We start from the raw sequence: 26,323 nt of genomic DNA on the forward strand, positions 1-26,323 counted from the left end.
AACAGGCTTCCAAACAGAGGTTATTCATCACCCTCGACCGATGGCTTGGGCGGCTCGAACAGCCGCTCCAGATGGTGGCCCTTGGCCCACACCAGCTCAAGGTTATCTGCCCGATAGGCAACCTTGATCACGCTATTTGCCCGATCGATAACTCGTAGTTCATAGAGCCAGATACCATCCTCTTCCCCCAGATCTACCCGCAACACCCGCACCGGCAATCTGGCTGCCACCTCCATCATTTCATGGAATGGCCGAACCCGTCCCTCATGGACAGCTTGCTGCAGCTGGGCTTCATCAGGCGTGACCGCCTGTGCCAGCACCGGCAGCAATAACCCGAGCAGAGGGAGCGCTCTATTCATGGATGATTCATCTCCAAAAACCTAACATAATGGCGTTTATAGTCTGCCAGCCATGAATCCGGAATGAATATGATCCCGCGCAGTTTCCTGCTGATCCTTTGCCTGTTGAGTACCACAAGCTGGGCGGCCCAGAGCCGTCTCGACATGGCCGGACTGGTCAAACTCCTGCTGGCGCAAGGGTATCACGACATTCGGGAAGTGGAGCTGGAAGGGGACAAATTCGAGGTCAAAACCCTCAATCGCCAGGATCAGAAGGTGCATCTCATCATCGATGCCTACACTGGCGAGATCAAACAACAAGAGGCCGATTAGGCCTCTTTTGTATTCCAGCGTCCCCGCCATGGGCGCAGCAGCTTCTCTCGCCTCGGCCACAGCAGGGCACACGCCAGCAATAGGTAGACAAGAGGCTCCCCCCAACCGCTCTTGAGCGACCACCAGTAGTGGACCGGCACCAGCAGGGCGATGGCATAGACCCAGTTGTGCAACTTCTGCCACACGGCCCCCATTCTGCGCTGCAATGCGGGCAGCGAGGTGATGCTGAGGGCGGCCAGCAGCAGCAGTGCCACCATCCCCACCACTATGTAGCTGCGCTTGACCAGCTCACCGCCAATCAGGCCCCAGTCAAACTGCAGATCCAGCCCCAGCCACGCCATGAAGTGGAGCAGCGCCCAGGCAAAACACCAGAGCCCGAGGGGGCGGCGCAGCTTGATAAGCTGCCCCTGCCGCCAGCGCTTGGCCAGCGGCGACACCAGCAGGGTGAGCAGCAGCAGGTTGAGCGCCCCCTTGCCGAGGTAGTGGATAAGCTCGGGCACCGGATCGCCCCCCAGCAGGCCCGCCGGAATGGCAAACCCCAGCCAGAGCAGAAAGCCGAGGGAGCCCAGATGCACCAGCGCCCGCAAGCCGCTGATATGGGCCGGTTTCAATCTCAGTACCATTGGCGCAGATCCATCCCCTGATAGAGCGAGGCGACTTCATCGCCATAGCCGTTGAACATCAGGGTCGGCTGACGCTTGGCGCCAAACAGCCCGCCCTCGCCGATAAAGCGCTCGCTCGCCTGACTCCAGCGCGGATGATCCACCTGCGGATTGACGTTGGCGTAGAAGCCATATTCGTTGGAGGCCAACAGGTTCCAGGTGGTGGGGGGCATCTCCTCCACCAACCGGATCGAGACGATGCTCTTGATGCTCTTGAAGCCGTACTTCCACGGCACGACCAAGCGGATCGGCGCGCCATTCTGGGCGGGCAGAGTCTTGCCGTAGAGCCCCATCGCCAGGAAAGAGAGCGGATTCATTGCCTCGTCGATGCGCAGCCCCTCCACGTAGGGATACTCAATACCGCCCCCCAGACTCGAGGCCTGCCCCGGCAACTGTTTCGGATCAAACAGAGTCTCGAAGGCAACAAACTTGGCGCGGCTGGTAGGCTCGGCGCGGCGAATGAGCTCCGCCAGCGAGATGCCGTTCCAGGGCAGCACCATGGACCAGGCTTCGACGCAGCGCAGCCGGTAGATCCGCTCCTCCAGCTCGGTTTTGTTGATGAGATCCCACACGTCGAGGATAAAGGGCTTGGCCACCTCCCCTTCCACCTTGAGGGTCCAGGGTTCGGGTTTGAGGTAATGGGCGTTGCGAGCCGGGTCGGACTTGTCGGTGCCCAGCTCATAGAAGTTGTTGTAACTGGTGGCCTTCTCTTCCGGTGTCAGCACCAGATTGGCCGGGCGCTCCGCTGGCTTGCTGTTGAGCGGCTTGGTCACGGGCTTGGCAGCACTCTGGTCGCCACGCAGCAGATCGAGCACACCGGCCTGAGTGGGGAAGGCCAGGGTGGCAGCGCCCAGACCCAGCCCCTTGAGAATAAGGCGGCGATCCTGATAGACGGCTTCCGGGGTGACATCCTGTTCGGTGAGGGGGTGAGCGGCACGACGCTTGATCAACATGAAAAACTCCCGGGGCTAAGTAAGGCGATATGGATAAGACCCGCCCCGGCAGATTTTAATTTCACACAAATTTACATCATGTGGTGCAGGGGCAGTGCCTTGGCCATGGTGCCGACCAGAAACAGGAGTACGAACACCAGCAGGGGGACGATCACATTGGGCACCATCAGACTCACTCCATGAGCAGGACAGGGCCTCTAACTATGGTCGACCGTCTGACCGGTCACCAATGAATTTTTTTCGCGAGCGCAAGCGTATTCCCGAGTTGAAAGGGGTGATGAAGATCACACACAATTCGCCCCCCGCTTGCCGCCCCGATTGCCGGAGGTAGGCTGCCCTTTTTGCGAAGCCAACTAAAGAGTCGCCCCATGAGCCCACTGATCGCCATCGCCATCACCACTGGAATTCTCTCTGCCATCTGGGGCTGGATTGCCGTCGCGTTCGGCCTTATCTCCTGGGTCGGTTTTCTCGGCTGCACCAGCTATTTCGCTTCAAGCGGCGGCTACAAGGCGCTGCTGCAGACCATCTTCTGCAACACCAGCGGCATGCTATGGGCGCTGTTACTGATCCATGGCGACAGCCTGTGGGGGGCGGGCGTGGCGGGTTATGTGATGACGGGTGTGGTCGCAACCCTGATGTGCGTGCAGGCCAAGCAGCAGTGGCTCGGCTACATTCCCGGCACCTTTGCCGGTTGCTGTGCCACCTTCGGGGCGGCTGGCGAGTGGCGGCTGATCCTGCCCTCCCTCATTATTGGCGCCTTGTTCGGCTATCTGATGAAGGCGAGCGGCCTCTGGCTCTCCCATAAAACCCAGAAAGCTGACGCCGCTCCGGCTGTGGTTGATCCCGCCTGATTTATCCCTTCGATTTGAAGTTTGCAGCTTCGATACCGTGCCGATTCAATAACTTGTAAAAATCGGTACGGTTTCTGCCCGCCATGTTGGCCGCCAGGGTCACGTTGCCCTCTGTGGTGCGCAGCAGGCGGATCAGATACTCCTTCTCGAACTCGGCCCGCGCCTCGTTGAACGAGAGCATGCCGCCGCCGCCGCCACTCAGGGCTGACTCCACCATGGAGACCCCGATCACCGGACTGCAGCAGAGGCTGGCAAGCTGCTCCACCACGTTGCAAAGCTGGCGCACGTTACCGGGCCAGGCGGCGGCAGCCAGCATCGCCAGCGACTCCGGTGAGAAGCCCATAGCCGCACAGTCGCTGTGACGGCTGCGGTAATCATCGAGGGCCTGACGGGCCAGCAGGGGAATATCCTCGCTGCGGGCACTGAGGGACGGCAGGGTGATGTTGGCGACGTTGAGGCGGTAGAAGAGATCTTCCCGAAAGCGCCCCTCCTCCATCGCCTTGACCAGATCCTGATGGCTGGAGCTGAGCACCCGCACCTCAGGCGTGCCCTGACCATACTCCTCCATCACCTGCAGTAATTTGGCCTGCAGGGATTCGGAGAGGCTGCCGATCTCGTCGAGAAACAGGGTCGCTCCCTTGGCCTGCTCGAACAGGCCGGAGTGGCCATCTTCGCCAAACAGCTGCAAGTCGAGTGAGGCCCACGGAATGGCGGCACAGTTGATGGTATGGATCGGCTGGTTGCGACGATGACTGGCCTGGTGCAGTGCCAGCGCCATCGCCCCCTTGCCGGAACCGGATGGCCCCATGATCAGTACCGGCACCTCCATGGTGGCGATGCTGTGAGCCTGGATCAGCAACTGTTCCAGTTGGGGATTGCGGGTCAGGATCAGCGACTGCCACTCCTGCTGCTGTTTCGGCCGCGTCAGGCTCAGAGCATGTTCAATGGTGGCGAACAACTCATCCTTGTTGATGGGTTTGGTCAAAAAGCTGAAAACCCCGGAACGGGTTGCCTGAATGGCATCGGGAATGGTGCCGTGGGCGGTCATGATGATCACCGGCAACCCCAGCCACTGGGCCTGGATCCGCTCGAACAGCGCCAGCCCGTCCATACCGGCCATCCGCAAGTCGCTCAGCACCAGATCCGCCCGTTGCTGACGCAGCCGGTCGAGGGCCCCTTCTGCACTGTCGGCGGTATCCACTTCATAACCCTGACTGCGCAGTCGCAAACTCATCAGTTTGAGCAGACTGACATCGTCATCCACCAACAAGATCCGGCTCATGGAATGACCTCACGGCTCTCGTTCAACTTGCGCTGGTTGAGCTGATCGTCGATGGCGGTCAGCTGTTCGATCTGACGACGCAGTCGCTGAACCTCCTGCCGCTGATCATCCCGACGGCTGTCGCGCACCAGCAACTGCTCGCCAAGGGCGATCCAGCTGCGCAAAAAGGCCTGCGCATCGAGACCCAGCTCGGGCAGCATCTTCTTCAGGCGCGCCAGACCGGCGGTACGATTGGCCACCGATTCGGCGGGGTGGGAGTCCACCATCGCCAGACTGACCCGACTCTCCAGATCGTCGGCCCCTTTCAGCCGCTGACGCTCCTGCACCCGCTGCTGGGGGTGGCTGGCCAGCAGCCAGTCAGAGTATTGCAGGCGTACCTGCATCTCTTTGTTGGCAAACTCCATGCGCTTGGAAAAAGCGATATCGGAGGAATCCCGCGGCTCCTGTTGCGGCAGCAAGGTGCAACCCGCAAGCAATCCTGCCATCAGGGCTGGAAATACCCGTTGTATCTTCATAGACCTCATTTCAACGTCAACCTGAAGCAGACATCCGCCTGCTCATCCTGTACCAGAACCAGTTCCCCCCCCAGACTATGGGCAGACTCGCGGGCGATGGAGAGGCCCATGCCTGAGCCTTTCAAAACCCCTTGCCGCACTGTGCTGCCCTGCTCGAAGGGTTCAAAAATGCGTTGCTGCTCAGCCTCGGGGATCTTTGGCCCCTCGTTGGCCACTTCCAGCCAGCTCATCTGTTCGTCCTGCCCTGCCCTGATCCAGATATTACCCTCGCTGGCGCCGTAACTGACCGCATTGGAGAAGAGGTTATCGAGGATCAGTCGCAGCCGATAGGGCTCCGCCAACAGTGTCACTGCGCTGGTCGGCAAGTGTACACAGATCTGCTTGGACTCCAATGCCAGCCGGTACTCTGCAGAAAGTTCCGACAACATCGGCAACAGGGGGACGGGCTCCAGTTCGAAGGCCTCCTGCTGGCTGAGTCGGTTGAAGTCGAGCAGCCGCTCGATCAGGGTCTGCAGACGGCGACTGTTCTCATCGAGCATCTGGCAGATCTCCAGCTGATCCGGCGCCAGCGGCCCGACCAGCTGCTCGCAGAGCAGATCCGACCCCTCCCGCAGCACGGCCAGCGGGGTCTTGAGCTCGTGAGAAACATGGCGCAGGAACTGGTACTTCTGCAGCTCCAGCGCCTTGAGTTTGTCGTGCAGCCAGAGGATCCGCTCCCCCAGCACCACCAGCTCGGCGGGGCCATCAACTGGGTCAGGATCGGGCTCGACCCCGGCCCCCAGGCTCAAAATGCGCGACTCAATCTGTCGTACCGGGTGGATGATGAGGTAAGTGAAGATAAAGACCAGCAGCAGGCTGATCACCGCCACAAAACCGCTCACCCACCAGAGCTCCCTGGTCAGCCCGTTGATGGTCACCTGCACCCAATCCATGTGTTCATCAACCCGGCTGCGGGTGACCATTTCAAGCTGCTTGTTGGCATCGTTGAACTGCTCGAGCTTGTCGCCCGCTACCGCCACCCGGGCCAGCGCGGCATCCTGCAGGCTGTCGAGCCAGGCAAGCCCCTGATCGAGCCCGCTGTAGAGCTGACCGTCAGAGATGGAGTTGCGGTGTTCTGCCAGCAACACCCGATACCCGTCAAGTTGCTGCTGATAACTGGTGAGACTGCGGCGATCCCCCAGCACCGCGAAGCGGCGCAAGGTGCGTTCGATATCGATGGCTTGCGCCGTCAGCAGGGTGGCGCGGCGGGTATCCTTGACCGCCCGCTCCATCTCGTCACTGGTGAGCTGGCTGAGGTTGGCAAGGGCAGTGCTGTTGTGCCAGATCATGCCGCCCAGCGGCATCAATACCAGCACGAATCCCATCAATACCACCTGCAGCAGGGAGCGTGGGCGAACCTTGGTCATCATCTATTCTCTTGCATTCTCACCGGTGCGCCAGCATAGCCGCACCGCCCCAAAAAACAAAACCGGCCAACGGGCCGGTTTGGATTATCTGGATTGTGGTGATTCACGCCAACGCGACAGAAGCCAGACAGATGGTCAGGATCATCGCCAACGCTCCCGAGGCGGTCAACAGCGCCCATTTCAGCTCCACACTCATGCAAACCTCCTTTCTGCCAATCAGTGCCGGATCACAATAGATAAGATAATGTTACGCCATAGTTAATCCGATAACCGTGAGCTGCGTATACATTTCAGATGAGCCCAACCCCAGGAAGGTGAGCATGTTCTATCTGTGTAGCATTGGTTCCAATCTCGACCCACACACCCATGTCAGCTGCGTGCTGGCAGAGCTGCTTGCGCAGGTCGGCCCCCTGCGGCTGAGTTCGGTGATCCGCACCAAGCCGGTGGGAATGCACTCCAGCCACGACTTTCTCAACTGCCTGCTGGTGGTGGAGAGCCCGCTCGATACCGCCCGTCTCAAGCAGCACTTTGTCGCCCTCGAGGTGGCTCACGGCCGGGATCGCAGCGATCCGCTCTGCAAGGTGCACGATCGGCCGCTCGACATCGATATTCTGGCCAGCAACAGGAGCGGTGACTTTGCCACGGCAGAGGTCGATTCCTATCTGGCGGAACTGCTGGCCGAGCTGTACGGCCATGGCGAGGTGCACGACCCCAAGGTGGCGCTGCAGGTGGCAATCCCCGGCCCGTCGGGCAAGCTCAAAACCGGCAAGGGCTTGCTGACCCGGCTGGTCGGGCTGGGGCCGCTGGTGCTCGGCGAGCCTTCAGAGGGTGGCCAGAGCGCGCCCGCCATCCACCTTGATGCTGGCTCCCGTCATATAACTGTTCCCCACCAGTAGCTGCACCGCCTGCCAGATGGGCTCCAGCCCCCCCTCCCGCGCCAGCGGTGTTTTCGCCAACACCTGCTGGCGCCAGCTCTCGTCATGCTCGTCGAGAAACAGGATCGGCCCCGGCTCTATGGTGTTGACCCGCACCGTGGGCGCCAGCTCGCGGGCAAAGCTCATGGCCAGCGAATGGGCGCCCGCCTTGGTCGCCACATAGCTGGCAAAACGGGGGGCCGGGGCATGGATATAGATATCGGTGATGTGAATGATGCTGGCGTTGGCATTGCTTGCCAGCTGGGGCGCCAGCGCCCGGTTGAGCTGGAAGGGGGCCGCCATGTGCACCCGGTAGAACTGCTCGAACTGGGCCAGTTGCGCCGCCGGATCGGCCGCCTGCGGCTCGAAGGCCGAGGCGTTGTGGATCACCAGCGCCAGATCCTGATGGGCCGCCAGCACGCCGATCAGCTTGCCGACCTCCGCCTCGCAGGCAAAATCCGCCTGCACCAGCTCGACCCCCAGCGCCGCCAGCGTGGCGAGCTCCGGCCGCTCGCTGCGATAACTGCCGGTCACCTGCCAGCCCGCCGCCACCAGCTGTTCACAGAGATAAAATCCGAGTCGACGGCCGCAGCCCGTTACCAATGCACGCATACGATCTCCTTTCCCTTTCATGGTCTTGCATGAACGAAGCCCGCCTGCCAGCGGATCACCGCCGATGTCCAGTGCCTATCAATCCCTGTGGCACAAGCCATTGGTCGCGGGCCACCCGGCCGCGTCATAGTGGCGGCATCCCCCTCTTGCGGAGTTACCACCATGCTGAAAGTGCACCACCACATGGGTCGCCTGACCCACTCCCTCACGGCCGGACTCGGCCTGGCCGAGGCGCTGGATCGCCTGCATCAATCCGGCCTTGGCGGCCTGCCGGTGCTGGATGAGCAGAAACGGCTGATCGGCTTTCTTTCCGAACAAGACTGCATTCCCAGCCTGCTCACCGGCAGCTACCACTGCGATACCCGCACCCAGGTGGAAGACATGATGAACCGCACGCCCCTCTCGGTCGGGCCGGATGACAGCATTCTGGAGCTGGCCCGCCAGATGGCCGATGCCAAGCCCAAAATCTACCCGGTGCTGCAACAGGGCAAGGTGATCGGCATCATCAGCCGCCGTCAGGTGATGCAGGCCCTCAACCAGCAGATGAAGGTGTGCCAGCAGACCTAGATCTGGTAACGCCCCTTGTCACCAATATCGAAGTGCAGGGGCATCCGCCACTTGGCCAGCGCCAACAAAGTCAGCAAGGCCCCGCAGACCAGCGCTACCAGCGCGGCGGCCCACTCCACTTGCAACCACTCCAGCAGCCACAACAGCGGCAGCAGCACGGGCACTAGCTTGATACCGGGAATGGCAAAGCAAAACTGCTCCTTGAACGCCAGCCCGGAGAGGGTCGCCAACGCAGCCCCCAGCACCAGCGCATCCGGCGCCCCTACCGCCGCCAGCACCAGCGCCCCCCAACCAAATCCCTGCAGGATCAGGCGAATCCGCTTGTCGTAGATATGCAGCGAGAAGCCGCAGATAGCGCTTGCCACTGCCAGCGACATCAACCATTGTGCCGACGGAAGCAGTGCCATCCCGCTCAGCAGCGCCGCACCGCGGCAAAGCAGCAACAAGGCTGCCGCACTCAAGCCAAGGCGGTAGAGCGAGACGGTCAACTTGTCGATCCCGTCCAGCGGGCTCTCGATTTCAGGATTTGCCATAAACAGTCGCTTCTAACGGATCAGGTGCCATCCAATATACTGGAATCAGGTCTTGGAATATCTTCAAACGGGCTCAGGAGACGTAGTTTGCGTGTGATCCCCCTGTTTTGGTTGCTGTTTCCACTCGGATTGCCCGCCAAAGAGCTGGTGATCTGCGGCACCATGGAGCCCCCGCTCAAGTTTCTCGATGCCGATCAGAAACCCCGTGGACTCGATATCGACATCGTCACCGCCATCTTCGACAAGCTGGAGACGCCTTTTAGGATCGAGCTGGCCGACTCCGGCGCCCGCCTCACCCGCAACGCCGAAACCGGCGCCTGCGACCTGGTGATGACCCACTCCTACAAGGCAGAGCGGGAGAGTTATCTCATCTATCCCCAGCAGGCCCATCTTCGCCACAGCTGGCACTTCTTCGTGCGCAAGGCGGACCTGTTGAAGATCCGCTACGAGACGCTGGCCGACCTCAAACCCTGGCGCATCGGGGTGACCAAGGATTTCTCCTACACCCCTGAGCTGACGGCGGCGATGACTGACCCGACCTATCAGTTTCAGGAGATCACCATGAACCAGCTGCAACTGCGCAAGCTGCTGGCTGGGCGCATCGATACCGTGCCCATGCCGCTGGTCACCGCCTTCACCCAGATCAGGGAAGAGGGGATGGAGGGCAAGGTCGACTACCTGCCCAAACCGCTCAAGAGCAGCCCCTACTTCAACACCTGGGCCCGCGCTAACGCGGACAAGAACACCCCGGCCCAGATGGCCGCCTACGATGCCGAGCTGCTGCGCATGAAGCGCAACGGCAGCCTCAAAGCCCTCTACGACAAGTACGCCATCCCCTATATCGAACCCTGATCAACCGGTCAGGGCTTCACATCCCGCAGGATCGGGTTCTGCAGTGAGATCAGGGTTTCGCACGGGAGATGGATCTCTAGGCCACTCTTATGCAGCCCGACTCAAGGTTTCACGTCCCGCAGGATCGGGTTTTGCAGCGAGATCAGGGTTTCAGTGGACTGGATCTCGTCGATGGTCTGGATCTTGTTGATCAGCACAATCTGCAACTCATCGATGGAGCGGGTCATCACCTTCATGAAGATGCTGTAGTGACCCGTGGTGTAGTAAGCCTCCACCACCTCGTCCAGCGCCTGCAACTTGGCCAGCGCCGAGGGGTAATCCTTGGCGCTCTTCAGATTGATCCCGATAAAGCAGCAGACGTCGTAACCGAGCTTCTTCGCGTTCACCTGCACCCGGGTCCCCTCGATGATCCCCGCCTGCTTCATCTTCTCCACCCGCACATGGATGGTGCCCGGGCTGACAGCCAGTTGTTTCGCCAGTTCGGCGTAAGGGATCCGCGCATTCTCCATCAGAGCGGTGAGGATGGCCTGATCGAGATTATCGATCCGGTAATTTTCCGGCATTTTTTTGCACTCCCGTTGACGATACCTCATTAAATAACGGCTTATTTTGAAGAAAAAAACACACAAAGCCTATTTCTATTATCGAATATTGAATTTAGTAGTCATTCCGTTGAAGAATCACCACATCCAACGGGGTTTGAAACAGGAATTCAGCATGAAACAGCACTACATTCGCAGCCAACAACAGATCTGCTTCGTCAAAGAGATGTTCTCCCGCCAACTCGCCCAGCAACTGGGCCTGATGGAGGTGCAAGCCCCCATTCTGAGCCGGGTCGGTGATGGCACTCAGGACAACCTTTCTGGCCACGAGAATGCAGTGCAGGTCAAAGTGAAAACCCTGCCGGAGCACAGCTACGAAGTGGTGCATTCACTGGCCAAATGGAAGCGCCAGACGTTGGGTCGCTTCGGGTTCGGCCCAGGTGAAGGGATCTACACCCACATGAAGGCACTGCGTCCGGACGAAGACAAGCTCACCCCCATCCACTCCGTCTACGTGGATCAGTGGGACTGGGAGAAGGTGATGCCGTGCGAGCGCCGCGATCTGGCCTATCTGCAGGAGACAGTCAGCGGCATCTGGGCCGCCATCAAGGCCACCGAGCGCGCGGTCTGTGCCGAGCATGAGCTGACCCCCTTCCTGCCGGCCGAGATCCAGTTCCTGCACAGCGAAGAGCTGCTGACCCGCTACCCAGACCTCGATGCCAAGGGGCGCGAGCGCGCTATCGCCAAAGAGCTGGGAGCCGTGTTCCTGATCGGTATTGGTGGCGCCCTCTCCCACGGCGAACGCCACGATGTGCGCGCCCCGGACTATGACGACTGGAGCAGCCACAGCGAGCTGGGTCTGGCGGGTCTGAACGGTGACATTCTGGTGTGGAACCCGGTGCTGCAAGACAGCTTCGAGATCTCCTCCATGGGGATCCGGGTCGACGCCGAAGCACTGCGCCGTCAGCTCGCCATCACCGGCGATGAAGATCGCCTGCAATACGACTGGCATCAGGATCTGCTGGCAGCACGGATGCCGCAAACCATCGGCGGCGGCATCGGCCAATCCCGTCTGGCCATGCTGCTGCTGCAAAAAGAGCACATCGGTCAGGTGCAGGTCGGTGTGTGGCCATCCGAAATGAAAGCCGCCATCCCAGGCATGCTGTAAACGCGTTGATTTCATCGGTCTGGCCCGCAAGCTGTGTCACGCGGGTCAGCCCTGAAGGTGTGTGGCGGTGCGGACTGAACGAGCGCAGTCCGGACATGCTGTAAGCCGTGTGGCCATCCCTGATGACCCGAGGCGAAACCGGGGCTTGCCCCTGCGACCCGCTCAACCCACGCAAGGTCGCATCACTACATTCCTCCCGGCAATCTTCGGATTGCCGTTTTTTTATGCAGGAAACCGGTATTCGAATCCTGCGCCAATCTGGGTCTGCCGTGGTAAGCCAGCTTTGCCGGTGCAGTGACAAGCAAACAAGCACTCGCCGCCTTTTTGTCCTGTCTATTGCCGGGCTTTGTATATGCTCAAATCATATCGATGTGGAGATAGTCCCATGGTGTGGCAACAGTCTTGGCGAAAAACGTGGCAACGAGCATGGCTCTATTGCGGGGTAATCCTGTCTGTGTGTTTGACCAGTGGATCGCGGGCAGATGAACCTCCAACCCTGACACTGCTGGCAGAAGTGTGGCCCCCCTATATGATGCTGGATGACAGGGGCGAGCCGGTGGGTGCCGATCTCGATCTGGCCCGCGCCGTACTGCTCCAGCTCGGTTACCGCACAGAGGTGAAGGTGCTGCCCTGGAAGCGGGTACTGCAGCAGGCCCACCTCCAGCAGGGGGATGCGGTGCTCGACATTTTCTTCGAATCCTCCCGCCAGCAGTGGCTCCACTATCCCGAAGAGCCGCTCTCTTACAGCGGCGAAGTGCTCTTCTATCCGGCGGCTCGCCCGGTGGATCTCGAGCAGATCTCCGACCTCAAGGGGCTGAGGATCGGCATTCAGGCCGACTACGCCTACAGCAAGGCATTTCTGACCGATCCCGGAGTGATCCGGATGCCGATGACCGGTGAGGGGAATGCCGTTAAACAGCTGCATCTGATGATGGCTGGCCGACTGGATGGGGTGGTACTCAACGAGCGGGTCGGGCGCTATCTGCTGCATACGCAGGGGCTGCAGGATCAGGTGCGCCATCACCTGTTTCCACTGACGGATGATAACCGCAACTTCCTCGCATTTACCCACAAGCTCGGCCACGATCAGCTGGCTATCCGCTTCTCGGAGGCACTCAAACTGTTCAAGCAGACCCCCACCTATCAAGCGCTGCTGGCCCGCTATCACCTCTGATTGGCCACAGCGTCTGTGCGTGGCGTCACAATTTTTCGCACTTTGTTAAAAGGCGGGCATAATGGCGTGCAAAAAGGGGATGCCGCTCAACATTAGTTGAGATTGTTGATAGTAGAATCAACTGCGGTTTACTCAACGTTACTCATATATGTCCACAGCAGCCACCACTGACCACATCAATGCGTTAACGGATGAAGAACGCCATCTGATCGCCAGTTTCGAACCGGCCGTCGAGGCGTTGGCAGCCCTGTTTGGTGCCGGCTGCGAGGTAGTGCTGCATGCCTTCGATAATCTGGATGCCTCAGTCATCAAGATTGCCAACGGCCATGTCACTGGCCGTGGCGCGGGGGCCCCCGTCACCGACTTTGCCCTCAACCGCTTGCAAGGAGAGGCCGGTAGCCAGTGGAGCAGCTACTTCAGCCGCACCCGCGAGGGGGCTTTGATGAAGTCCTCCTCCATCACCATCAGCAACCGGCTGGGCAAGCCTATCGGTATGCTCTGCGTGAACTTCAGTCTGAATACCTCCCTCGGTAGCCTGCTCGATACCTTTGCGCAGCCTGCCGCACCGGCGCAGCTCAATAACGAAACCTTTGCCAGCTCGGTGGACGATCTGGTGACCCAGGTGATTGAGAAGGTGGATCAGGACAGTTCACTCGCCAGCACGGTGCGCAATAAGGAGATAGTGACCCGGCTCTACGACATGGGGATCTTCGAGATCAAGGAGGCGGCCCAGCTGGTCGCCCGGATGCTCGGCATCTCCCGTCATACCGTCTATTTGCACATCCGCAATCACAAGGCGGACCTGAACAAGCCATAACGGCCTGCGGGCGCCATGAACATGAGAAACACTGCAATGAAAGCACAATGGACCGACTTTATTACCCTGCTCAAGCGGGAAGTGGTACCGGCCCTGGGCTGTACCGAGCCAATGTCGGTCGCGCTGGCGGCGGCCAATTGTCGCAAGCTGCTGGGGGAAACTCCGACCCGCATCAGCGTCTGGGTCAGTGGCAACCTGTTCAAGAACGGCATGGGCGTCGGGGTGCCGGGCACCGGCATGATCGGCCTGCCGGTGGCGGCGGCAGTCGGTATCACCGGCGGTAATCCCGATGCCGGGCTGGAGGTGCTCAACACCTTGACGCCAGAGCAGGTCGAAGCGGCCAAACGGCTGTTGCCCTGCATTGCGGTGGATGTGAAGGATGTGCCGGACGTGCTCTATGCCGAGGTACTGGCCGAGGTCGAAGGCCACAGCGCCCGGGTGGTGATCTGTACCGACCACACTCGCATCATTCTGATGGAAAAGGATGGCGAGGTGCTGATGGAGCAAGACAGCGCGCCCGGGGTGCAGATCCAGCCCGCCAAATCCGCCAAGCCAACCATGACCTTGCAACAGATCGTGGAGTTTGCCCTAGAAGTGCCGCTGGCCGAAATCGACTTCATCAAGGCGGCAGCCACCATGAATCAGGCACTGGCAGATGAAGGGCTGCACGGTTACGGCCTGCAGATCGGCAAGATCCTCACCGAACAGGTAGAGCGCAAGCTGCTCTCCGACGACCTGATGACCCTGGCGATGCGCCTCTCCTCCGCCGCTTCCGATGCACGGATGGATGGCGCCATGCTGCCCGCCATGTCCAACTCTGGCTCCGGTAATCAGGGCATCGCTGCCACCATGCCGGTGGTCGCTGCCGCCCGCTTCCTCAAGGCGAGCGACGAGCAACTGACCCGGGCGCTGGTGATGAGCCATCTGGTGGCCATCTACATCAAGACCTATCAGAACAAGCTGTCGGCCCTCTGCGCCGCCAGTACCGCCGCCATGGGCTCCGGTGCGGCCATCACCTGGCTGCTGGGCGGTCAGTATCAACAGATCAGCCACTGCATCAACAACATGATTGGCGATGTCTCCGGCATCATCTGCGATGGCGCGGGCAGCGCCTGCTCCATGAAGGTCTCCACCTCCACCTCGGCGGCGGTGAAGTCCTCGCTGATGGCTATCAACAACCTGCATGTGCCCCAAAGCGAAGGGATAGTCTCCGATGACGTGGACGAGACCATCGCCAATCTGGGCCGCCTCTCCAAAAAGGGGATGCTGGATACCGATATCGAGATCATCAACATCATGCGAGCGAAACAGCAGAAGCGTTGAGTTCGCGCTAAGGGGGGCAACAGACCCCCTGGTTCATGTCATGACGGGTCAGGCCGTCTGACACTACGGTTGCCAGGACAAGCATGGCGCTTGTTCTTATTTCTCGGGCGTAAGCCCGCTTTTTGGGGAGTCATACCATGACATTCAGCGTTATCGGTAATCTGGCCATCCTGGCCATGTTGCTGTTCTTTCTCTACCGGTTACAGCAAAAACATGTGAGCTTCACCCGCCGGGTGTTTGCCGGTCTGGGCCTCGGCATCCTGTTCGGTGCCGCTCTGCAGCTGCTCTATGGCGCCGGTTCACCGGTCATAGTCCAGACCATCGACTATCTGGATATCGTGGGTGGTGGCTATGTTAAGCTGCTGCAGATGATCATCATCCCGCTGATCATGGTCTCCATCATCAGCGCCATCTTGAAGCTCAATGGCGGTACCGCCCTTGGCAAGATCAGCGCCATGACCATAGGCGTACTGATCTTCACCACCGCCATTGCCGCTGGTGCGGGCATCCTGATGTCCAACCTGTTCGGCCTGACCGCCGAGGGGCTGACCTCCGGCGCAGCCGAGAGCGCCCGTGGTGCCGCGCTGCAAAGCTCCCTTGGTAGCGTCGAGAGCATGTCTTTTGCCAAGATGATGCTGGAGTTCATCCCTGCCAATCCCTTCCTCGACATGACAGGGGCGCGCAAGACCTCCACCATCGCCGTGGTGATCTTCTCCATCTTCATCGGCATCTCTGCCACCGGCATCGCTCGCAAAAAGCCGGAGATCTTCGCCAGTTTCGGTCACTTCATCGCCGTGGCTCACGCCATCGTGATGCGAATGGTGACCCTGGTGCTGCGCCTGACTCCGTTTGGCGTGCTGGCGCTGATGACCAAGGTGGTCTCTGGCTCCAACTACACCGACATCATCAACTTGCTTAGCTTCGTCATGGCCTCTTACGGTGCCATCGCTATCATGTTCGCGGTACACCTGCTGCTGGTGAGCATGGTCGGCATCAACCCGCTGCGTTTCCTCAAGAAGATCACCCCGGTGCTGGCCTTTGCCTTCACCTCGCGCACCAGCGCGGGCTCCATCCCGATGAACGTGCAGACCCAGACCAAGTCACTGGGTATTCCGGAAGGGATCGCCAACTTCGCCGCCTCCTTCGGTTCCACCATCGGCCAGAACGGTTGTGCCGGTATCTATCCGGCGATGCTGGCGGTGATGATTGCTCCGACAGTCGGGGTCAACCCGATGGATCCCGGCTTCATCATGACCCTGATCGCCATTATCACCGTCAGCTCCTTCGGGGTGGCCGGGATTGGCGGCGGTGCTACCTTTGCCGCGCTGATCGTGCTCTCCGCGCTGGACTTCCCGGTGGCGCTGGCAGGCTTGCTGATCTCCATCGAGCCGCTGATCGACATGGGCCGTACCGCGCTCAACGTTTCCGGCTCCATCACCGCAGGGACGGTCACCAGCCGCCTGATGGGCGAAACCGACATGCATGTGTTCAACAGCGATCACGAAGTGAGTCTGGACGGCGAAGAGTCCACCGTCTGATTTGCTGCAGGTTGATCTGCGCGTGGAAAGGGGCGACCCTTTCCCGCCATAGACCGCAGGGAGGGCATGCCCTCCCTGCGCCATTGAGAGGAAAAACAATGAGAATTCTGATCATCGGTGGCGAAGCTGCCGGTATGAGTGCTGCGGCCAAGGCGCGCCGGATGGCCAAAGAGGCCGAAATCGTGGTGTATGAGGCCTCCGAAGTGATCTCCTTCGGTGCCTGCGGCCTACCTTACTTCGTCGGCGACGAGTTTCAGGAGCCCGGCTACATGGCCGAGTTCACCCCCGAGCAGTTCGCCGCCAAGGGGATCGAGGTCAAGATTGGCCATCGGGTGCTGAGCGTTGACGCAACTGCCCAGACCCTGCAAGTGGAGCACAACGGCGACACCTTCACCGATCGCTACGATCGGCTGATGATCGCCACCGGTGCCCGCGAGGTGATGCCCCCCATCCCCGGCTTGCAGCAGCAAGGGGTATTCGGTCTGCGCCGGATGGCCGACGGGCTGGCGCTGAAGGCCGCGGTGCAAGACAAGAACAATCGCCGCGCAGTGGTGATTGGCTCCGGCTTTATCGGGCTGGAAGTGGTCGAGGCGCTGGTCCATCAGGGCAAAGAGGTGCGCCTGATCGAGCTGGCGGATCGGGTCATCCCTGATGCGTTTGATGGCGAGATCACCCAACACATCGAAACCGAACTGCGCGAGCAAGGGGTCTCTCTCCATCTGGGTGAGCGAGTTGAAGCGCTGCTGGGGGATGGCCGGGTCACCGGCGTACGAACCAACCAGGGCGAGTACGAGGCCGATATCGTGGTGGTTTGCACCGGGGTCAAGCCCAACACCGAGTTTCTGGCCGACACCGGCATCGAGCGCCTCGGCAACGGCGCCATCAAGGTGGACCGTCAGGGGCGCAGCTCGCTGGCCAACGTCTGGTCGGCCGGTGACTGTGCCAGCGTCTGGCACAGCGTGAAGCAGCAGCAGGTCTATGTACCGCTCGCCACCATCGCCAACAAGCTGGGCCGCATGGTGGGTGAGAACCTGGCCGGGGCCGAGCAGGAGTTCCCGGGCACCCTCGGCTCTGCAGCGCTCAAAGTGCTGGGGCTGGAGGCGGGCCGTACCGGTCTTTCCGAGCAGGAAGCCAAGGCGATGGGTATCGACTATCGCACCGTGGTGATCAAGGACAAGTGCCACACCAACTACTGCCCGGGCCAGTCCGACATCCACATCAAGCTGGTCTATGAGGCGGGCAGCAAGCGGCTGCTGGGCGGCCAGATCCTCGGTCGCAAGGGGGCGGTACACCGCATCGACGCGCTGGCGGTGGCCATCACCATGGGAGTGACCACCGAGCAGCTCGGCATGCTGGACTTCGCTTATTCCCCGCCCTTCTCCCGCACCTGGGATGCCCTGAACGTGGCAGGCAATGTAGCCAAGTAACCGAACAGTAATGACGGCGCATCAGCTGCGCCGTCAGCCAATTTATCCGCAGACCACGGTGGCCCGCGGATAAATTGTAGGCATAAAAAAACCGATGCCTTGGCATCGGTTTTTTGTTACCGGTTCATTCACATTACTCAGCCACGGCCGAGGCGATTGTCCGGGTAGTTTTTAGCCAGCACTTCACGGGCATTCTTGGCCAGCTGCGGCATTTTCAGGGTCTCGTAGGACTCGACCATGATCTCCAGCGCCGCCTCGGTTTCAGCGGTGTCTGGATAAGTCTCGACAATCAGCTTGGCCCGGTTGGCCGCTGCGACCAATGCATCACGCTTGACGTAGTACTTGGCCACGCTCAGGTCATATCTGGCCAAGCGATTCTTCAAGCCAGTCATGCGAGCGCGCGCATCGGCGGCATAGACACTGTTGGGATAATTCTGCAGCAGGGTCTTGAAATCCTGGAAGGCCTGACGGGCATAAGCCGGGTCTTTGTCGTCCCGATCGATTCCGAACAAGTCCTGGAAGAAATTATAATCCGCCGCCATGTTGGTCAGGCCGCGCATATAGAAGACGTAATCGATATTTTTATGCGCCGGATTAAGGCGGATAAAACGGTCGATATTGGCAATCGCCTGAGCGGTGTCATCCTGCTTGTAGTAGGCATAGATAAGGTCAAGCTGAACCTGGTTCGAGTAAGCACCGAACGGATAGCGAGAGTCCAAAGCCTCAAGTAATTCAGTAGCTTGCACGTAATTACCAACATCCAGTTTGAGGCGTGCTTTCTGGTACAGGGTCTCCGGCGGTTCGTCGGGTACCTTGGGTTTGGTGCTGGAACAGCCCGTGATCAAGGTAGCGACCAAGGCGAGCGACATCAGCAGGTGAGACTTCTTTCCCATCAACAACATCCGGTCCATTTCCACGAAATTGGCAAAGTATCCGTTATGCTTGGCTAAAAGAAAAGCTAGAATACCCTGATTATTTCGAATTGATACCCCCCGCTCAAGAGACCATACATGAGCCAGCATATTGAACTGACAGGCGAATTCCAGGATCACCAATTCGGGCAGCGACTCGACCAGGCCCTGGCCGAATTGTTTCCAGACTACTCCCGCACCCGCATCAAGGAGTGGATTTTACAGGACAGAGTGACCCTGGATGGTCAGGTTGCCAACACCCCGCGCGAGAAAGTGATTGCCGGGCAACAGGTGCATGTGGATGTCGAGCTGGAAGATGACACCCGCTGGGATGCCCAGGATATCGCGCTCAACATCGTTTATGAAGATGAGCATATTCTGGTGATCGACAAACCGGCTGGACTGGTGGTTCACCCGGGTGCAGGTACACCGGATGGCACCATCCTCAATGCCCTGCTGCACCGTTACCCCAGCATTGCCGAAGTGCCCCGTGCCGGCATCGTGCACCGTCTGGATAAAGACACCACAGGTCTGATGGTAGTTGCCAAGACGGTGCCAGCCCAGACTCATCTGGTGGAAGCACTGCAGGCGCGCCAGATCACCCGTGAGTATGAAGCAATCGCCATCGGTCACATGACCGCAGGCGGCACTGTGGATGCGCCGATTGGGCGTCACCCGACCCAGCGTACCCACATGGATGTCGTGCCCAATGGCCGACCTTCCGTGACTCACTATCGGGTACATGAGAAGTTCCGTGGTCACACCCGTCTGCGTCTGCGCCTGGAAACCGGCCGTACCCACCAGATCCGTGTCCACATGGCACATATCAAGCACCCGCTGGTGGGTGACCCGGCATACGGTGGCCGTTTGCGCCTGCTGCGCAACGCGACCCCTGAACTGACCCAGATGCTGCGTAGCTTCAACCGTCAGGCGCTGCATGCCACCATGCTGCAACTGGCTCACCCCATCACGGGTGAAGTGATGCAGTGGCACTCCCCAACCCCGCAAGACATGGTGGAGCTAATGGAAGTGCTGCGTGCCGATACCCTCGTTAATCCGGATGACATCGTCTGGAGTTGATGAGCAAGGCGGGTATGCGACCGATCTTGCCGTAACCCGCCATCAAGCATGTCTGACACCCCAAACGGGGCGCCTTAACTGATGACAGCTAAGGCGCCCCGTTTTTATATCGGTGAATTGAAGGAGTCACAGATGAAATGGATCGAACCTGACTGGCCTGCTCCGGCCAACGTCAGAGCCCTGTCAACCACTCGGGATGGCGGGATAAGCGAGGGGGTTTTCGCCGGGCTGAATCTGGGTGCCCATGTAGGGGATGAGCAGGCGCTGGTCGAGGCCAATCGTGGCCACCTGCAACGGGTAGCGGCCATTCCGGCCCCCCTCAACTGGCTTAATCAGGTACACGGCACCGTCGTTCATCCGGTCAGTTGTCATTATGAGCAGGCACCGGACGCCGACGCGGCGTGCGCCCATGAAGTGGAGCAGGCCTGTATCGTGATGACCGCCGACTGCCTGCCGGTGCTGTTTTGCGATCGGGCTGGCACTGTGGTCGCCGCCGCCCATGCTGGCTGGCGTGGACTGAAAGAGGGCGTGCTGGAGGCGAGTATTGCCGCCATGGCTTGCGATCCTGTCGATATCCTGGCCTGGCTTGGCCCGGCCATTGGCCCCACCGCGTTCGAAGTGGGTGGTGAGGTACGCGATGCCTTTATGGCAGAGCAGGCCGAGGCAGCGGCAGCCTTTGTGCCCTCCCCCAACGAGGGCAAGTGGCTGGCGGATATCTACCAGCTAGCGCGGTTGCGGCTGGCCCGCGCTGGGGTGAACGCAGTGTACGGCGGTGAGCACTGCACTTTCAGCGATGGCGAGCAGTTTTACTCCTATCGCCGCGATGGCCAGACCGGCCGGATGGCCTCCCTCATCTGGCTGACGGCCTGATTGCGCTCCCCGTCCTTTGGCTCAAAAGGACGGGGATCCCGCCCCCCCCTGTTTTGCAGAAAAAATAACCAGCCCTGCCCCTTGAAATAACCCGTACGGGCCGCATCTTTCTTGTCAGAAAGTTATGTTGTTTGCCGCGCAAGCGGCGTCTGCCTCAAAGGGGGAGTGCGATGCGTCTCGATCGCCTGACCAGCAAATTCCAGGTTGCTATTTCCGATGCCCAGTCACTTGCACTGGGTCGTGATCACCAATTTATCGAACCCGTCCACTTGATGACCGCACTGGTCAATCAGAACGGCGGATCAATCCGTCCACTGCTTACCCTGACTGGAATGGACATCAATACCCTGCGCTCGCGCCTTGGCGAAGAGCTGGATCGACTGCCCAAGGTAAGCGGGGTAGAGGGGGACGTTCAGCTCTCCAGCGGCCTCGGCCGCCTGCTCAACGTCTGCGACAAACTGGCCCAACAGCGCAAGGATCAGTTTATCTCATCCGAACTGTTCGTGCTGGCGGCCCTCGACGAGAAAGGCAATCTGGGTGAGCTGTTGCGCGCTCAGGGCCTGAGTAAAGAGAAGCTTGAAACTGCCATCGACAAGGTGCGAGGTGGCAGAAAAATTGAAGATGCCAATGCCGAAGAGAACCGTCAGGCGCTGGAGAAGTACACCATAGATCTGACCGAGCGAGCCGAACTCGGCAAACTCGACCCGGTGATCGGTCGTGATGATGAGATCCGCCGTACCATTCAGGTGCTGCAGCGCCGCACCAAGAACAACCCCGTATTGATCGGTGCTCCCGGGGTCGGCAAGACCGCCATCGTGGAAGGGCTGGCTCAACGCATCATCAACGGCGAAGTGCCGGAAGGGCTGAAGAACAAGCGGGTGCTATCCCTCGACATGGGGGCACTGGTGGCCGGTGCCAAGTATCGTGGCGAATTTGAAGAGCGGCTCAAAGCGGTGCTGAGCGATCTGGCCAAAGAGGAAGGCAACGTCATCCTTTTTATCGACGAACTGCACACCATGGTCGGCGCCGGCAAGGGCGAAGGGGCCATGGATGCCGGCAATATGCTGAAACCGGCACTGGCCCGTGGCGACCTGCACTGCGTCGGCGCCACTACGCTGGATGAGTACCGTCAGTACATCGAGAAAGATGCCGCTCTCGAGCGCCGTTTCCAGAAGGTGCTGGTGGAAGAGCCGAGCGTGGAGGACACCATCGCCATCCTGCGCGGCCTCAAAGAGCGTTACGAGCTGCACCACCATGTGCAGATCACCGACCCCGCCATTGTGGCGGCAGCCCAGCTGTCCCACCGCTACATTGCGGATCGCCAACTGCCGGACAAGGCCATCGACCTGATTGACGAGGCGGCGGCCAGCATCCGGCTGCAGATCGACTCCAAGCCGGAAGCCCTCGATCGCCTCGAGCGTCGCATCATCCAGCTGAAACTCGAACAGCAGGCGCTGATGAAGGAGGACGATGACGCCAGTCGCAAACGGCTGGATCTGATCAATCAGGAGATTGGCGAAAAAGATCGGGAATACAACGAACTGGACGAAGTATGGAAGGCCGAGAAGGCCGCCCTTGCCGGTACCCAGCATATCAAGGCGGCACTGGAGCAAGCCCGTCAGGATCTTGAAGTTGCGCGCCGTGCTGGCGATTTGGGCCGGATGTCCGAGCTGCAATATGGCCGCATTCCAGAGCTGGAGAAACAGCTGGATCTCGCCACTCAGGCCGAGATGCAGGAGACCAGCCTGCTGCGTAACCGGGTCACCGATGTGGAGATCGCCGACGTGCTGGCCCGTGCCACCGGCATTCCGGTGGCGCGGATGCTGGAAGGGGAGCGCGACAAGCTGCTGCGGATGGAAGAGCAACTGCATGGCCGGGTAATCGGGCAGGAAGAGGCGGTTGAAGCCGTTTCCAACGCCATTCGCCGCTCCCGTGCCGGACTGTCGGATCCGAACCGCCCTATCGGCTCCTTCCTGTTTTTGGGGCCCACCGGGGTGGGCAAGACCGAGCTGTGCAAGGCGCTGGCGGAGTTCCTGTTTGACACCCAGGATGCCATGGTGCGGATCGATATGTCCGAGTTCATGGAGAAACACAGCGTGGCCCGTCTGGTGGGGGCGCCTCCCGGATATGTGGGCTACGAAGAGGGCGGTTATCTGACCGAAGCGGTACGCCGTCGCCCCTACTCGGTGATCCTGCTCGACGAAGTGGAGAAAGCCCACCCGGATGTGTTCAACATCCTGTTGCAGGTACTCGATGATGGCCGCCTGACCGATGGTCAGGGCCGCACCGTCGATTTTCGCAACACTGTGGTGATCATGACCTCGAATCTGGGTTCTGATCTGATCCAGGAGCACCACTCGGAGAAGGATTACGAGGAGATGAAGGCCCTGCTGATGGAGGTGCTGACCCGCAGCTTCCGGCCGGAATTTATCAACCGGATCGACGAGACAGTGGTGTTCCATCCCCTTGGCGAGGATCACATCAAATCCATCGCCCGGATCCAGCTCAAGAGCCTGATGGGCCGACTGGAGGCACAGGGTTACGAGGTGACGGTGAGTGAAGCGCTGCTCGACAAGCTGGTGCACGCCGGGTTCGATCCTGTCTACGGAGCACGCCCGCTCAAACGGGCAATCCAGCAAAAAGTGGAGAACCCGCTGGCGCAGGCCCTGCTCTCCGGCCGCATCGTGCCCGGCAAGACGCTGGTACTCGGGGCCGACAGCAACGGCTTGACCATGACCCAGTAATCGGGTGATGAAAGGCCCCCCCGTCACGCCTTGCTGCTGACAAGACGCCATCACTCGGTGTGCAAGAGGTAAAAAACCCCGAAACCATGGGAATGGTTTCGGGGTTTTTATCGCCATCACAGTCGTTCGTGACTTCATTCATCCTGCCGCACTTCGGACTATCCCCTCTTCGCTTACTCTCGCGCTCCCCCCCCCTCTGCGCAGAGAGTGGCGGCTGGATTACCGCGCAGCAGGGATATTCAAAAAACAATGCCAGTCAGGCTAACTGACTGGCATTCACGCTCGCGGGCCGTTGTTACATCTTGCGAGTCATCTTAGGAGAGCAGCGCCCCCAGGCTCAGGCAGACCACAATCAGCACGGTCAGGATACCGAGCAGCGGAGCCACCCATTTCAGCCAGCGCACATAGGGCACCTTGGCGATGGCCAGACCACCCATTACTACGGCAGAGGTCGGGGTGACCAGGTTCACCAGACCGGAGGCAGACTGGTAAGCAGTCACCACCAGATCGCGGCCCACGTTGGCGAAGTCGGCCAGCGGCGCCATGATCGGCATGGTCAGTACGGCCAGACCGGATGAGGACGGCACCAGGAAGGAGAGCACCAATTCCAGCACGAACATCACGTTGATGAACACCACGGTAGAAAGACCGGTCACGATCCCTTCTGCACTGTGCAAAATGGTGTGGGTGATCATGCCGTTGTCCATCACCACCACGATACCGCGGGCGATACCGATGATCAGCGCCACACCCAGCAGGTCGCGGGCACCGTCGATAAAGTTGGTGGTCAGCTCCTCTTCGCTCATGCGGGAGATGACACCGACTATGATGGCTGCGGCCAGGAACACACCGGAGATCTGCGCCATCCACCAGCCCAGCACGGCCACACCGTAGATCATCACGGCAAAGGCGGCAACGAAGATACCCAGCACGATTTTACGGGTCAGGGTGAACTCCAGCATCTGGTCGCTCTTGTTGCCGAGGAAGTGGGCACGGTTCTCTTCCCACTTGTCAGCCACCAGGGATTTGCTGGGATCGCTGCGCACCATCTTGGCATAACGCATGACGTAGGCAACACAGAGCAGCCAGCCAGCTATCAGCATGGCGACACGCAGCCAGATACCGTCGGTAAAGGATATACCGGCCGCGTTGGCGGCAATCACAGTCGCAAACGGGTTGATGGTAGAGCCCAAGGTACCGATACCGGCCCCCAGCAACACGGTTGCCGCAGCGACGACCGGGTCGAAACGGGCAGCCATCATCACCGGCACCAGCAGGGTGTAGAAGGGCAGCGACTCTTCGGCCATGCCGTAAATGGTGCCGCCTGCGGCGAACAGCGCCATCAGGATCGGGATCATCCACTCTTCACGGCCGCGCAGGCGGTCAGTAACACGTTCAATACCGGCATCAATGGCACCGGTCTTGGTCACAATGCCAAGAAAACCACCGATGATCAGGATAAAGAGGGAGACGTCGATGGCGCCTGCCTCATACGTTTCGTGGTTGTAGAGGCCATCGATAGGTGCCAGCAGCACGTCAACGATCCCCTGGGGATTCCCCTCCACCAGCTTGTAGGTACCCGCCACCGGCACTTCTTTGCCGAGGGCTTCGTTCATGGTCATCTCGTATTTGCCGGCCGGCACTATCCAGCTCAGGGCGGCCACCAGGGCGATCAGCACAAACAGTATCGTGTAGGCTGACGGGAACTTGAATTTGGTCATGGTCCAGCTTCCTTCTGTGGGTGTGGTATCCATGCAGGCTGCGGGTTGTAGGGTTAGAGGTATTATGCCGCTGTCACATGGTCGAAAAGCCGGGGGTTGCCCCCCGGCACCACTACTGCGACCTTAGTCGCCCAGCGTAGCAACCATCACTGCCTTGATGGTGTGCATCCGGTTTTCGGCCTCGTCGAACACGATGCTGTGCTCGGATTCGAACACCTCCTCGGTCACTTCCAGGCCTTTCATGCCATATTTTTCAGCCACTTCCTTGCCCATGGTGGTCTCGTCGTTATGGAACGCCGGCAGGCAGTGCATGAACTTCACGTCAGGGTTCTTGGTGGCGTTGATGACATCCATATTGATCTGATAGGGGGTCATCAGTTTCACCCGCTGATCCCAGGCTTCTTTCGCTTCACCCATGGATACCCAGACGTCGGTGTAGAGGAAATCGGTGCCCAGTACACCCTCTTTCACATCTTCGGTCAGGGTGATGCGCGCGCCGGTCTCTTCGGCGATCAGGCGGCACTTGGCGACCAGATCCTCTTCCGGCCAGAAGGCTTTCGGCGCGACCAGACGAATGTCCATGCCCATCTTGGCGGCACCGACCATCAGGGAGTTACCCATGTTGTTGCGGGCATCACCCAGGTAGGCGAACTTGATTTGATCCAGACGTTTGCCCTTGCCGTGCTCCAGCATGGTCATGAAGTCGGCCAGGATCTGGGTCGGGTGGAATTCGTTGGTCAGGCCGTTCCAAACCGGGACACCGGCGTAAGCACCCAGCTCTTCCACGATCTCCTGGCCGTAGCCGCGGTATTCGATGCCGTCATACATGCGGCCCAATACACGGGCGGTGTCCTTCATGGACTCCTTGTGACCGATCTGGGAACCGCTTGGGCCGAGGTAGGAGACCTGTGCACCCTGGTCGAAGGCCGCCACTTCAAACGCACAGCGGGTGCGGGTAGAGGTCTTCTCGAAGATCAGGGCGATGTTCTTGCCGGTCAGGTGTTTACGCTCATAGCCACCGTATTTGGCTTTTTTCAGGTCGATGGCCAAGTCGATCATGTATTGGATTTCGCGTGGGGTGAAGTCCAGCAGTTTCAGGAAGTTACGGTTACGCAGATTAAAAGCCATGATGAGTTCTCTCTATATTTGTTTCAGACCAATTCGGGCAGTAGTGTTGACTACGCATTCTC

27 protein-coding genes and 1 pseudogene are annotated in these 26,323 nt (G+C 59.9%); 14 read left to right on the plus strand and 14 right to left on the minus strand.

Features of this window, described 5'->3' with window-relative positions:
• Positions 1-20 precede the first annotated feature (20 nt).
• A complete protein-coding gene (locus tag BN1135_RS00165) occupies positions 21-359 on the minus strand; it encodes a PepSY domain-containing protein (RefSeq protein WP_042017948.1) in 339 nt (112 codons plus the stop codon).
• A gap of 63 nt (positions 360-422) precedes the next feature.
• Here BN1135_RS00165 and BN1135_RS00170 point away from each other — a divergent pair, with 63 nt between their 5' ends.
• Positions 423-671, plus strand: coding sequence for a PepSY domain-containing protein (locus BN1135_RS00170; protein ID WP_042017949.1), 249 nt, complete (start codon positions 423-425; stop codon positions 669-671).
• Here BN1135_RS00170 and msrQ read toward each other — a convergent pair.
• Positions 668-1,294, minus strand: coding sequence for a protein-methionine-sulfoxide reductase heme-binding subunit MsrQ (msrQ, locus tag BN1135_RS00175; RefSeq protein WP_042017950.1), 627 nt, complete (start codon positions 1,292-1,294; stop codon positions 668-670). The genes BN1135_RS00170 and msrQ overlap by 4 nt on opposite strands.
• Entirely contained in the window at positions 1,285-2,286 is a 1,002-nt protein-coding gene (msrP, locus tag BN1135_RS00180) for a protein-methionine-sulfoxide reductase catalytic subunit MsrP (RefSeq protein WP_042017951.1), read from the minus strand. Before msrP ends, msrQ begins: the two co-directional genes overlap by 10 nt.
• A 368-nt stretch (positions 2,287-2,654) precedes the next feature.
• Here msrP and BN1135_RS00185 point away from each other — a divergent pair, with 368 nt between their 5' ends.
• Entirely contained in the window at positions 2,655-3,137 is a 483-nt protein-coding gene (locus BN1135_RS00185; protein ID WP_042017952.1) for a DUF1097 domain-containing protein, read from the plus strand.
• A 1-nt stretch (position 3,138) separates the two neighbouring features.
• On the opposite strand, the gene BN1135_RS00190 is transcribed toward BN1135_RS00185, so the two are convergent.
• From BN1135_RS00190 to cydH, 4 genes are all read right to left on the minus strand, one after another.
• Positions 3,139-4,419: a sigma 54-interacting transcriptional regulator gene (locus BN1135_RS00190; RefSeq protein ID WP_042017953.1), complete on the minus strand. Its 1,281-nt coding sequence runs from the start codon at positions 4,417-4,419 to the stop codon at positions 3,139-3,141.
• The gene (locus BN1135_RS00195) at positions 4,416-4,943 is read right to left on the minus strand and encodes a hypothetical protein (RefSeq protein WP_396027163.1); all 528 of its coding nucleotides are present in this window, start codon (positions 4,941-4,943) and stop codon (positions 4,416-4,418) included. Before BN1135_RS00195 ends, BN1135_RS00190 begins: the two co-directional genes overlap by 4 nt.
• Positions 4,940-6,340, minus strand: a complete 1,401-nt coding sequence (locus BN1135_RS00200) for a sensor histidine kinase (protein WP_042018077.1) — start codon at positions 6,338-6,340, stop codon at positions 4,940-4,942. The genes BN1135_RS00195 and BN1135_RS00200 overlap by 4 nt, the downstream gene beginning before the upstream one ends.
• A 103-nt stretch (positions 6,341-6,443) precedes the next feature.
• Positions 6,444-6,536, minus strand: coding sequence for a cytochrome bd-I oxidase subunit CydH (gene cydH, locus BN1135_RS21910; RefSeq protein WP_005341891.1), 93 nt, complete (start codon positions 6,534-6,536; stop codon positions 6,444-6,446).
• Between the two features lie 124 nt (positions 6,537-6,660).
• Here cydH and BN1135_RS00205 point away from each other — a divergent pair, with 124 nt between their 5' ends.
• Positions 6,661-7,236, plus strand: coding sequence for a 2-amino-4-hydroxy-6-hydroxymethyldihydropteridine diphosphokinase (locus BN1135_RS00205; RefSeq protein ID WP_042017955.1), 576 nt, complete (start codon positions 6,661-6,663; stop codon positions 7,234-7,236).
• On the opposite strand, the gene BN1135_RS00210 is transcribed toward BN1135_RS00205, so the two are convergent.
• On the minus strand, positions 7,162-7,866 hold the full coding sequence (locus BN1135_RS00210; protein WP_042017956.1) for an SDR family oxidoreductase: 705 nt from the start codon (positions 7,864-7,866) through the stop codon (positions 7,162-7,164). The two genes, BN1135_RS00205 and BN1135_RS00210, sit on opposite strands and share 75 nt — an antisense overlap.
• A 162-nt stretch (positions 7,867-8,028) precedes the next feature.
• On the opposite strand from BN1135_RS00210, the gene BN1135_RS00215 reads away from it, so the two are divergent.
• Complete coding sequence (locus BN1135_RS00215) at positions 8,029-8,433, plus strand: CBS domain-containing protein (RefSeq protein WP_042017957.1); 405 nt, start codon at positions 8,029-8,031, stop codon at positions 8,431-8,433.
• Here the strand turns inward: BN1135_RS00215 and BN1135_RS00220 are convergent.
• Positions 8,430-8,966, minus strand: coding sequence for a DUF2301 domain-containing membrane protein (locus BN1135_RS00220; protein WP_042017958.1), 537 nt, complete (start codon positions 8,964-8,966; stop codon positions 8,430-8,432). The two genes, BN1135_RS00215 and BN1135_RS00220, sit on opposite strands and share 4 nt — an antisense overlap.
• 87 nt (positions 8,967-9,053) lie before the next feature.
• On the opposite strand from BN1135_RS00220, the gene BN1135_RS00225 reads away from it, so the two are divergent.
• On the plus strand, positions 9,054-9,818 hold the full coding sequence (locus BN1135_RS00225; protein ID WP_042017960.1) for a substrate-binding periplasmic protein: 765 nt from the start codon (positions 9,054-9,056) through the stop codon (positions 9,816-9,818).
• Between the two features lie 101 nt (positions 9,819-9,919).
• Here the strand turns inward: BN1135_RS00225 and asnC are convergent, their stop codons facing one another.
• Positions 9,920-10,381 carry a transcriptional regulator AsnC gene (asnC, locus tag BN1135_RS00230; protein WP_033135290.1) on the minus strand — a complete coding sequence of 154 codons (462 nt, stop codon included), beginning with the start codon at positions 10,379-10,381 and terminating at the stop codon, positions 9,920-9,922.
• A 154-nt stretch (positions 10,382-10,535) separates the two neighbouring features.
• On the opposite strand from asnC, the gene asnA reads away from it, so the two are divergent.
• On the plus strand, positions 10,536-11,528 hold the full coding sequence (asnA, locus tag BN1135_RS00235; RefSeq protein WP_042017961.1) for an aspartate--ammonia ligase: 993 nt from the start codon (positions 10,536-10,538) through the stop codon (positions 11,526-11,528).
• Positions 11,529-11,750: 222 nt separating this feature from the next.
• Here the strand turns inward: asnA and BN1135_RS22645 are convergent.
• Positions 11,751-11,843 (minus strand): annotated as a pseudogene (locus BN1135_RS22645) (MBL fold metallo-hydrolase); the annotation flags it as partial.
• Positions 11,844-11,913: 70 nt separating this feature from the next.
• Between BN1135_RS22645 and BN1135_RS00240 the strand changes: the two are divergent.
• From BN1135_RS00240 to BN1135_RS00260, 5 genes are all read left to right on the plus strand, one after another.
• Positions 11,914-12,702, plus strand: coding sequence for a substrate-binding periplasmic protein (locus BN1135_RS00240; protein ID WP_082186697.1), 789 nt, complete (start codon positions 11,914-11,916; stop codon positions 12,700-12,702).
• 148 nt (positions 12,703-12,850) lie between these two features.
• Positions 12,851-13,519 carry a helix-turn-helix transcriptional regulator gene (locus BN1135_RS00245; protein ID WP_042017963.1) on the plus strand — a complete coding sequence of 223 codons (669 nt, stop codon included), beginning with the start codon at positions 12,851-12,853 and terminating at the stop codon, positions 13,517-13,519.
• A gap of 21 nt (positions 13,520-13,540) precedes the next feature.
• Entirely contained in the window at positions 13,541-14,842 is a 1,302-nt protein-coding gene (locus tag BN1135_RS00250; RefSeq protein ID WP_042018079.1) for an L-cysteine desulfidase family protein, read from the plus strand.
• 137 nt (positions 14,843-14,979) lie between these two features.
• On the plus strand, positions 14,980-16,380 hold the full coding sequence (locus BN1135_RS00255; RefSeq protein WP_042017965.1) for an L-cystine transporter: 1,401 nt from the start codon (positions 14,980-14,982) through the stop codon (positions 16,378-16,380).
• Between the two features lie 98 nt (positions 16,381-16,478).
• Complete coding sequence (locus BN1135_RS00260; protein WP_042017966.1) at positions 16,479-17,807, plus strand: CoA-disulfide reductase; 1,329 nt, start codon at positions 16,479-16,481, stop codon at positions 17,805-17,807.
• A gap of 137 nt (positions 17,808-17,944) precedes the next feature.
• Here the strand turns inward: BN1135_RS00260 and BN1135_RS00265 are convergent, their stop codons facing one another.
• Positions 17,945-18,700, minus strand: a complete 756-nt coding sequence (locus tag BN1135_RS00265) for an outer membrane protein assembly factor BamD (protein WP_042017967.1) — start codon at positions 18,698-18,700, stop codon at positions 17,945-17,947.
• Between the two features lie 117 nt (positions 18,701-18,817).
• On the opposite strand from BN1135_RS00265, the gene rluD reads away from it, so the two are divergent.
• The 3 genes from rluD (at position 18,818) to clpB (ending at position 23,412) form a co-directional block, all read left to right on the plus strand.
• Positions 18,818-19,798 carry a 23S rRNA pseudouridine(1911/1915/1917) synthase RluD gene (gene rluD, locus BN1135_RS00270; RefSeq protein WP_042017969.1) on the plus strand — a complete coding sequence of 327 codons (981 nt, stop codon included), beginning with the start codon at positions 18,818-18,820 and terminating at the stop codon, positions 19,796-19,798.
• A 132-nt stretch (positions 19,799-19,930) separates the two neighbouring features.
• On the plus strand, positions 19,931-20,668 hold the full coding sequence (gene pgeF, locus BN1135_RS00275) for a peptidoglycan editing factor PgeF (RefSeq protein ID WP_042017971.1): 738 nt from the start codon (positions 19,931-19,933) through the stop codon (positions 20,666-20,668).
• Positions 20,669-20,838: 170 nt separating this feature from the next.
• On the plus strand, positions 20,839-23,412 hold the full coding sequence (gene clpB, locus BN1135_RS00280; RefSeq protein WP_042017973.1) for an ATP-dependent chaperone ClpB: 2,574 nt from the start codon (positions 20,839-20,841) through the stop codon (positions 23,410-23,412).
• Positions 23,413-23,726: 314 nt separating this feature from the next.
• On the opposite strand, the gene BN1135_RS00285 is transcribed toward clpB, so the two are convergent.
• Positions 23,727-25,133, minus strand: coding sequence for a YfcC family protein (locus tag BN1135_RS00285; RefSeq protein ID WP_042017976.1), 1,407 nt, complete (start codon positions 25,131-25,133; stop codon positions 23,727-23,729).
• 123 nt (positions 25,134-25,256) lie between these two features.
• Entirely contained in the window at positions 25,257-26,261 is a 1,005-nt protein-coding gene (gene argF / locus BN1135_RS00290; RefSeq protein WP_042017978.1) for an ornithine carbamoyltransferase, read from the minus strand.
• Between the last annotated feature and the right edge of the window lie 62 nt (positions 26,262-26,323).

The sequence above is a fragment of the Aeromonas sobria genome, assembly GCF_000820145.1.
Classification (GTDB): domain Bacteria; phylum Pseudomonadota; class Gammaproteobacteria; order Enterobacterales; family Aeromonadaceae; genus Aeromonas; species Aeromonas sobria.

What these genes read in the sequence shown, in the direction of transcription:
- BN1135_RS00165 (WP_042017948.1), bottom strand. Translation starts at nt 359, where the DNA reads ATGAATAGAGCGCTCCCTCTGCTCGGGTTATTGCTGCCGGTGCTGGCA.
- BN1135_RS00170 (WP_042017949.1), top strand. Translation starts at nt 423, where the DNA reads ATGAATATGATCCCGCGCAGTTTCCTGCTGATCCTTTGCCTGTTGAGT.
- msrQ (WP_042017950.1), bottom strand. Translation starts at nt 1,294, where the DNA reads ATGGTACTGAGATTGAAACCGGCCCATATCAGCGGCTTGCGGGCGCTG.
- msrP (WP_042017951.1), bottom strand. Translation starts at nt 2,286, where the DNA reads ATGTTGATCAAGCGTCGTGCCGCTCACCCCCTCACCGAACAGGATGTC.
- BN1135_RS00185 (WP_042017952.1), top strand. Translation starts at nt 2,655, where the DNA reads ATGAGCCCACTGATCGCCATCGCCATCACCACTGGAATTCTCTCTGCC.
- BN1135_RS00190 (WP_042017953.1), bottom strand. Translation starts at nt 4,419, where the DNA reads ATGAGCCGGATCTTGTTGGTGGATGACGATGTCAGTCTGCTCAAACTG.
- BN1135_RS00195 (WP_396027163.1), bottom strand. Translation starts at nt 4,943, where the DNA reads ATGAGGTCTATGAAGATACAACGGGTATTTCCAGCCCTGATGGCAGGA.
- BN1135_RS00200 (WP_042018077.1), bottom strand. Translation starts at nt 6,340, where the DNA reads ATGACCAAGGTTCGCCCACGCTCCCTGCTGCAGGTGGTATTGATGGGA.
- cydH (WP_005341891.1), bottom strand. Translation starts at nt 6,536, where the DNA reads ATGAGTGTGGAGCTGAAATGGGCGCTGTTGACCGCCTCGGGAGCGTTG.
- BN1135_RS00205 (WP_042017955.1), top strand. Translation starts at nt 6,661, where the DNA reads ATGTTCTATCTGTGTAGCATTGGTTCCAATCTCGACCCACACACCCAT.
- BN1135_RS00210 (WP_042017956.1), bottom strand. Translation starts at nt 7,866, where the DNA reads ATGCGTGCATTGGTAACGGGCTGCGGCCGTCGACTCGGATTTTATCTC.
- BN1135_RS00215 (WP_042017957.1), top strand. Translation starts at nt 8,029, where the DNA reads ATGCTGAAAGTGCACCACCACATGGGTCGCCTGACCCACTCCCTCACG.
- BN1135_RS00220 (WP_042017958.1), bottom strand. Translation starts at nt 8,966, where the DNA reads ATGGCAAATCCTGAAATCGAGAGCCCGCTGGACGGGATCGACAAGTTG.
- asnC (WP_033135290.1), bottom strand. Translation starts at nt 10,381, where the DNA reads ATGCCGGAAAATTACCGGATCGATAATCTCGATCAGGCCATCCTCACC.
- asnA (WP_042017961.1), top strand. Translation starts at nt 10,536, where the DNA reads ATGAAACAGCACTACATTCGCAGCCAACAACAGATCTGCTTCGTCAAA.
- BN1135_RS00240 (WP_082186697.1), top strand. Translation starts at nt 11,914, where the DNA reads ATGGTGTGGCAACAGTCTTGGCGAAAAACGTGGCAACGAGCATGGCTC.
- BN1135_RS00245 (WP_042017963.1), top strand. Translation starts at nt 12,851, where the DNA reads ATGTCCACAGCAGCCACCACTGACCACATCAATGCGTTAACGGATGAA.
- BN1135_RS00250 (WP_042018079.1), top strand. Translation starts at nt 13,541, where the DNA reads ATGAGAAACACTGCAATGAAAGCACAATGGACCGACTTTATTACCCTG.
- BN1135_RS00255 (WP_042017965.1), top strand. Translation starts at nt 14,980, where the DNA reads ATGACATTCAGCGTTATCGGTAATCTGGCCATCCTGGCCATGTTGCTG.
- BN1135_RS00260 (WP_042017966.1), top strand. Translation starts at nt 16,479, where the DNA reads ATGAGAATTCTGATCATCGGTGGCGAAGCTGCCGGTATGAGTGCTGCG.
- BN1135_RS00265 (WP_042017967.1), bottom strand. Translation starts at nt 18,700, where the DNA reads ATGGGAAAGAAGTCTCACCTGCTGATGTCGCTCGCCTTGGTCGCTACC.
- rluD (WP_042017969.1), top strand. Translation starts at nt 18,818, where the DNA reads ATGAGCCAGCATATTGAACTGACAGGCGAATTCCAGGATCACCAATTC.
- pgeF (WP_042017971.1), top strand. Translation starts at nt 19,931, where the DNA reads ATGAAATGGATCGAACCTGACTGGCCTGCTCCGGCCAACGTCAGAGCC.
- clpB (WP_042017973.1), top strand. Translation starts at nt 20,839, where the DNA reads ATGCGTCTCGATCGCCTGACCAGCAAATTCCAGGTTGCTATTTCCGAT.
- BN1135_RS00285 (WP_042017976.1), bottom strand. Translation starts at nt 25,133, where the DNA reads ATGACCAAATTCAAGTTCCCGTCAGCCTACACGATACTGTTTGTGCTG.
- argF (WP_042017978.1), bottom strand. Translation starts at nt 26,261, where the DNA reads ATGGCTTTTAATCTGCGTAACCGTAACTTCCTGAAACTGCTGGACTTC.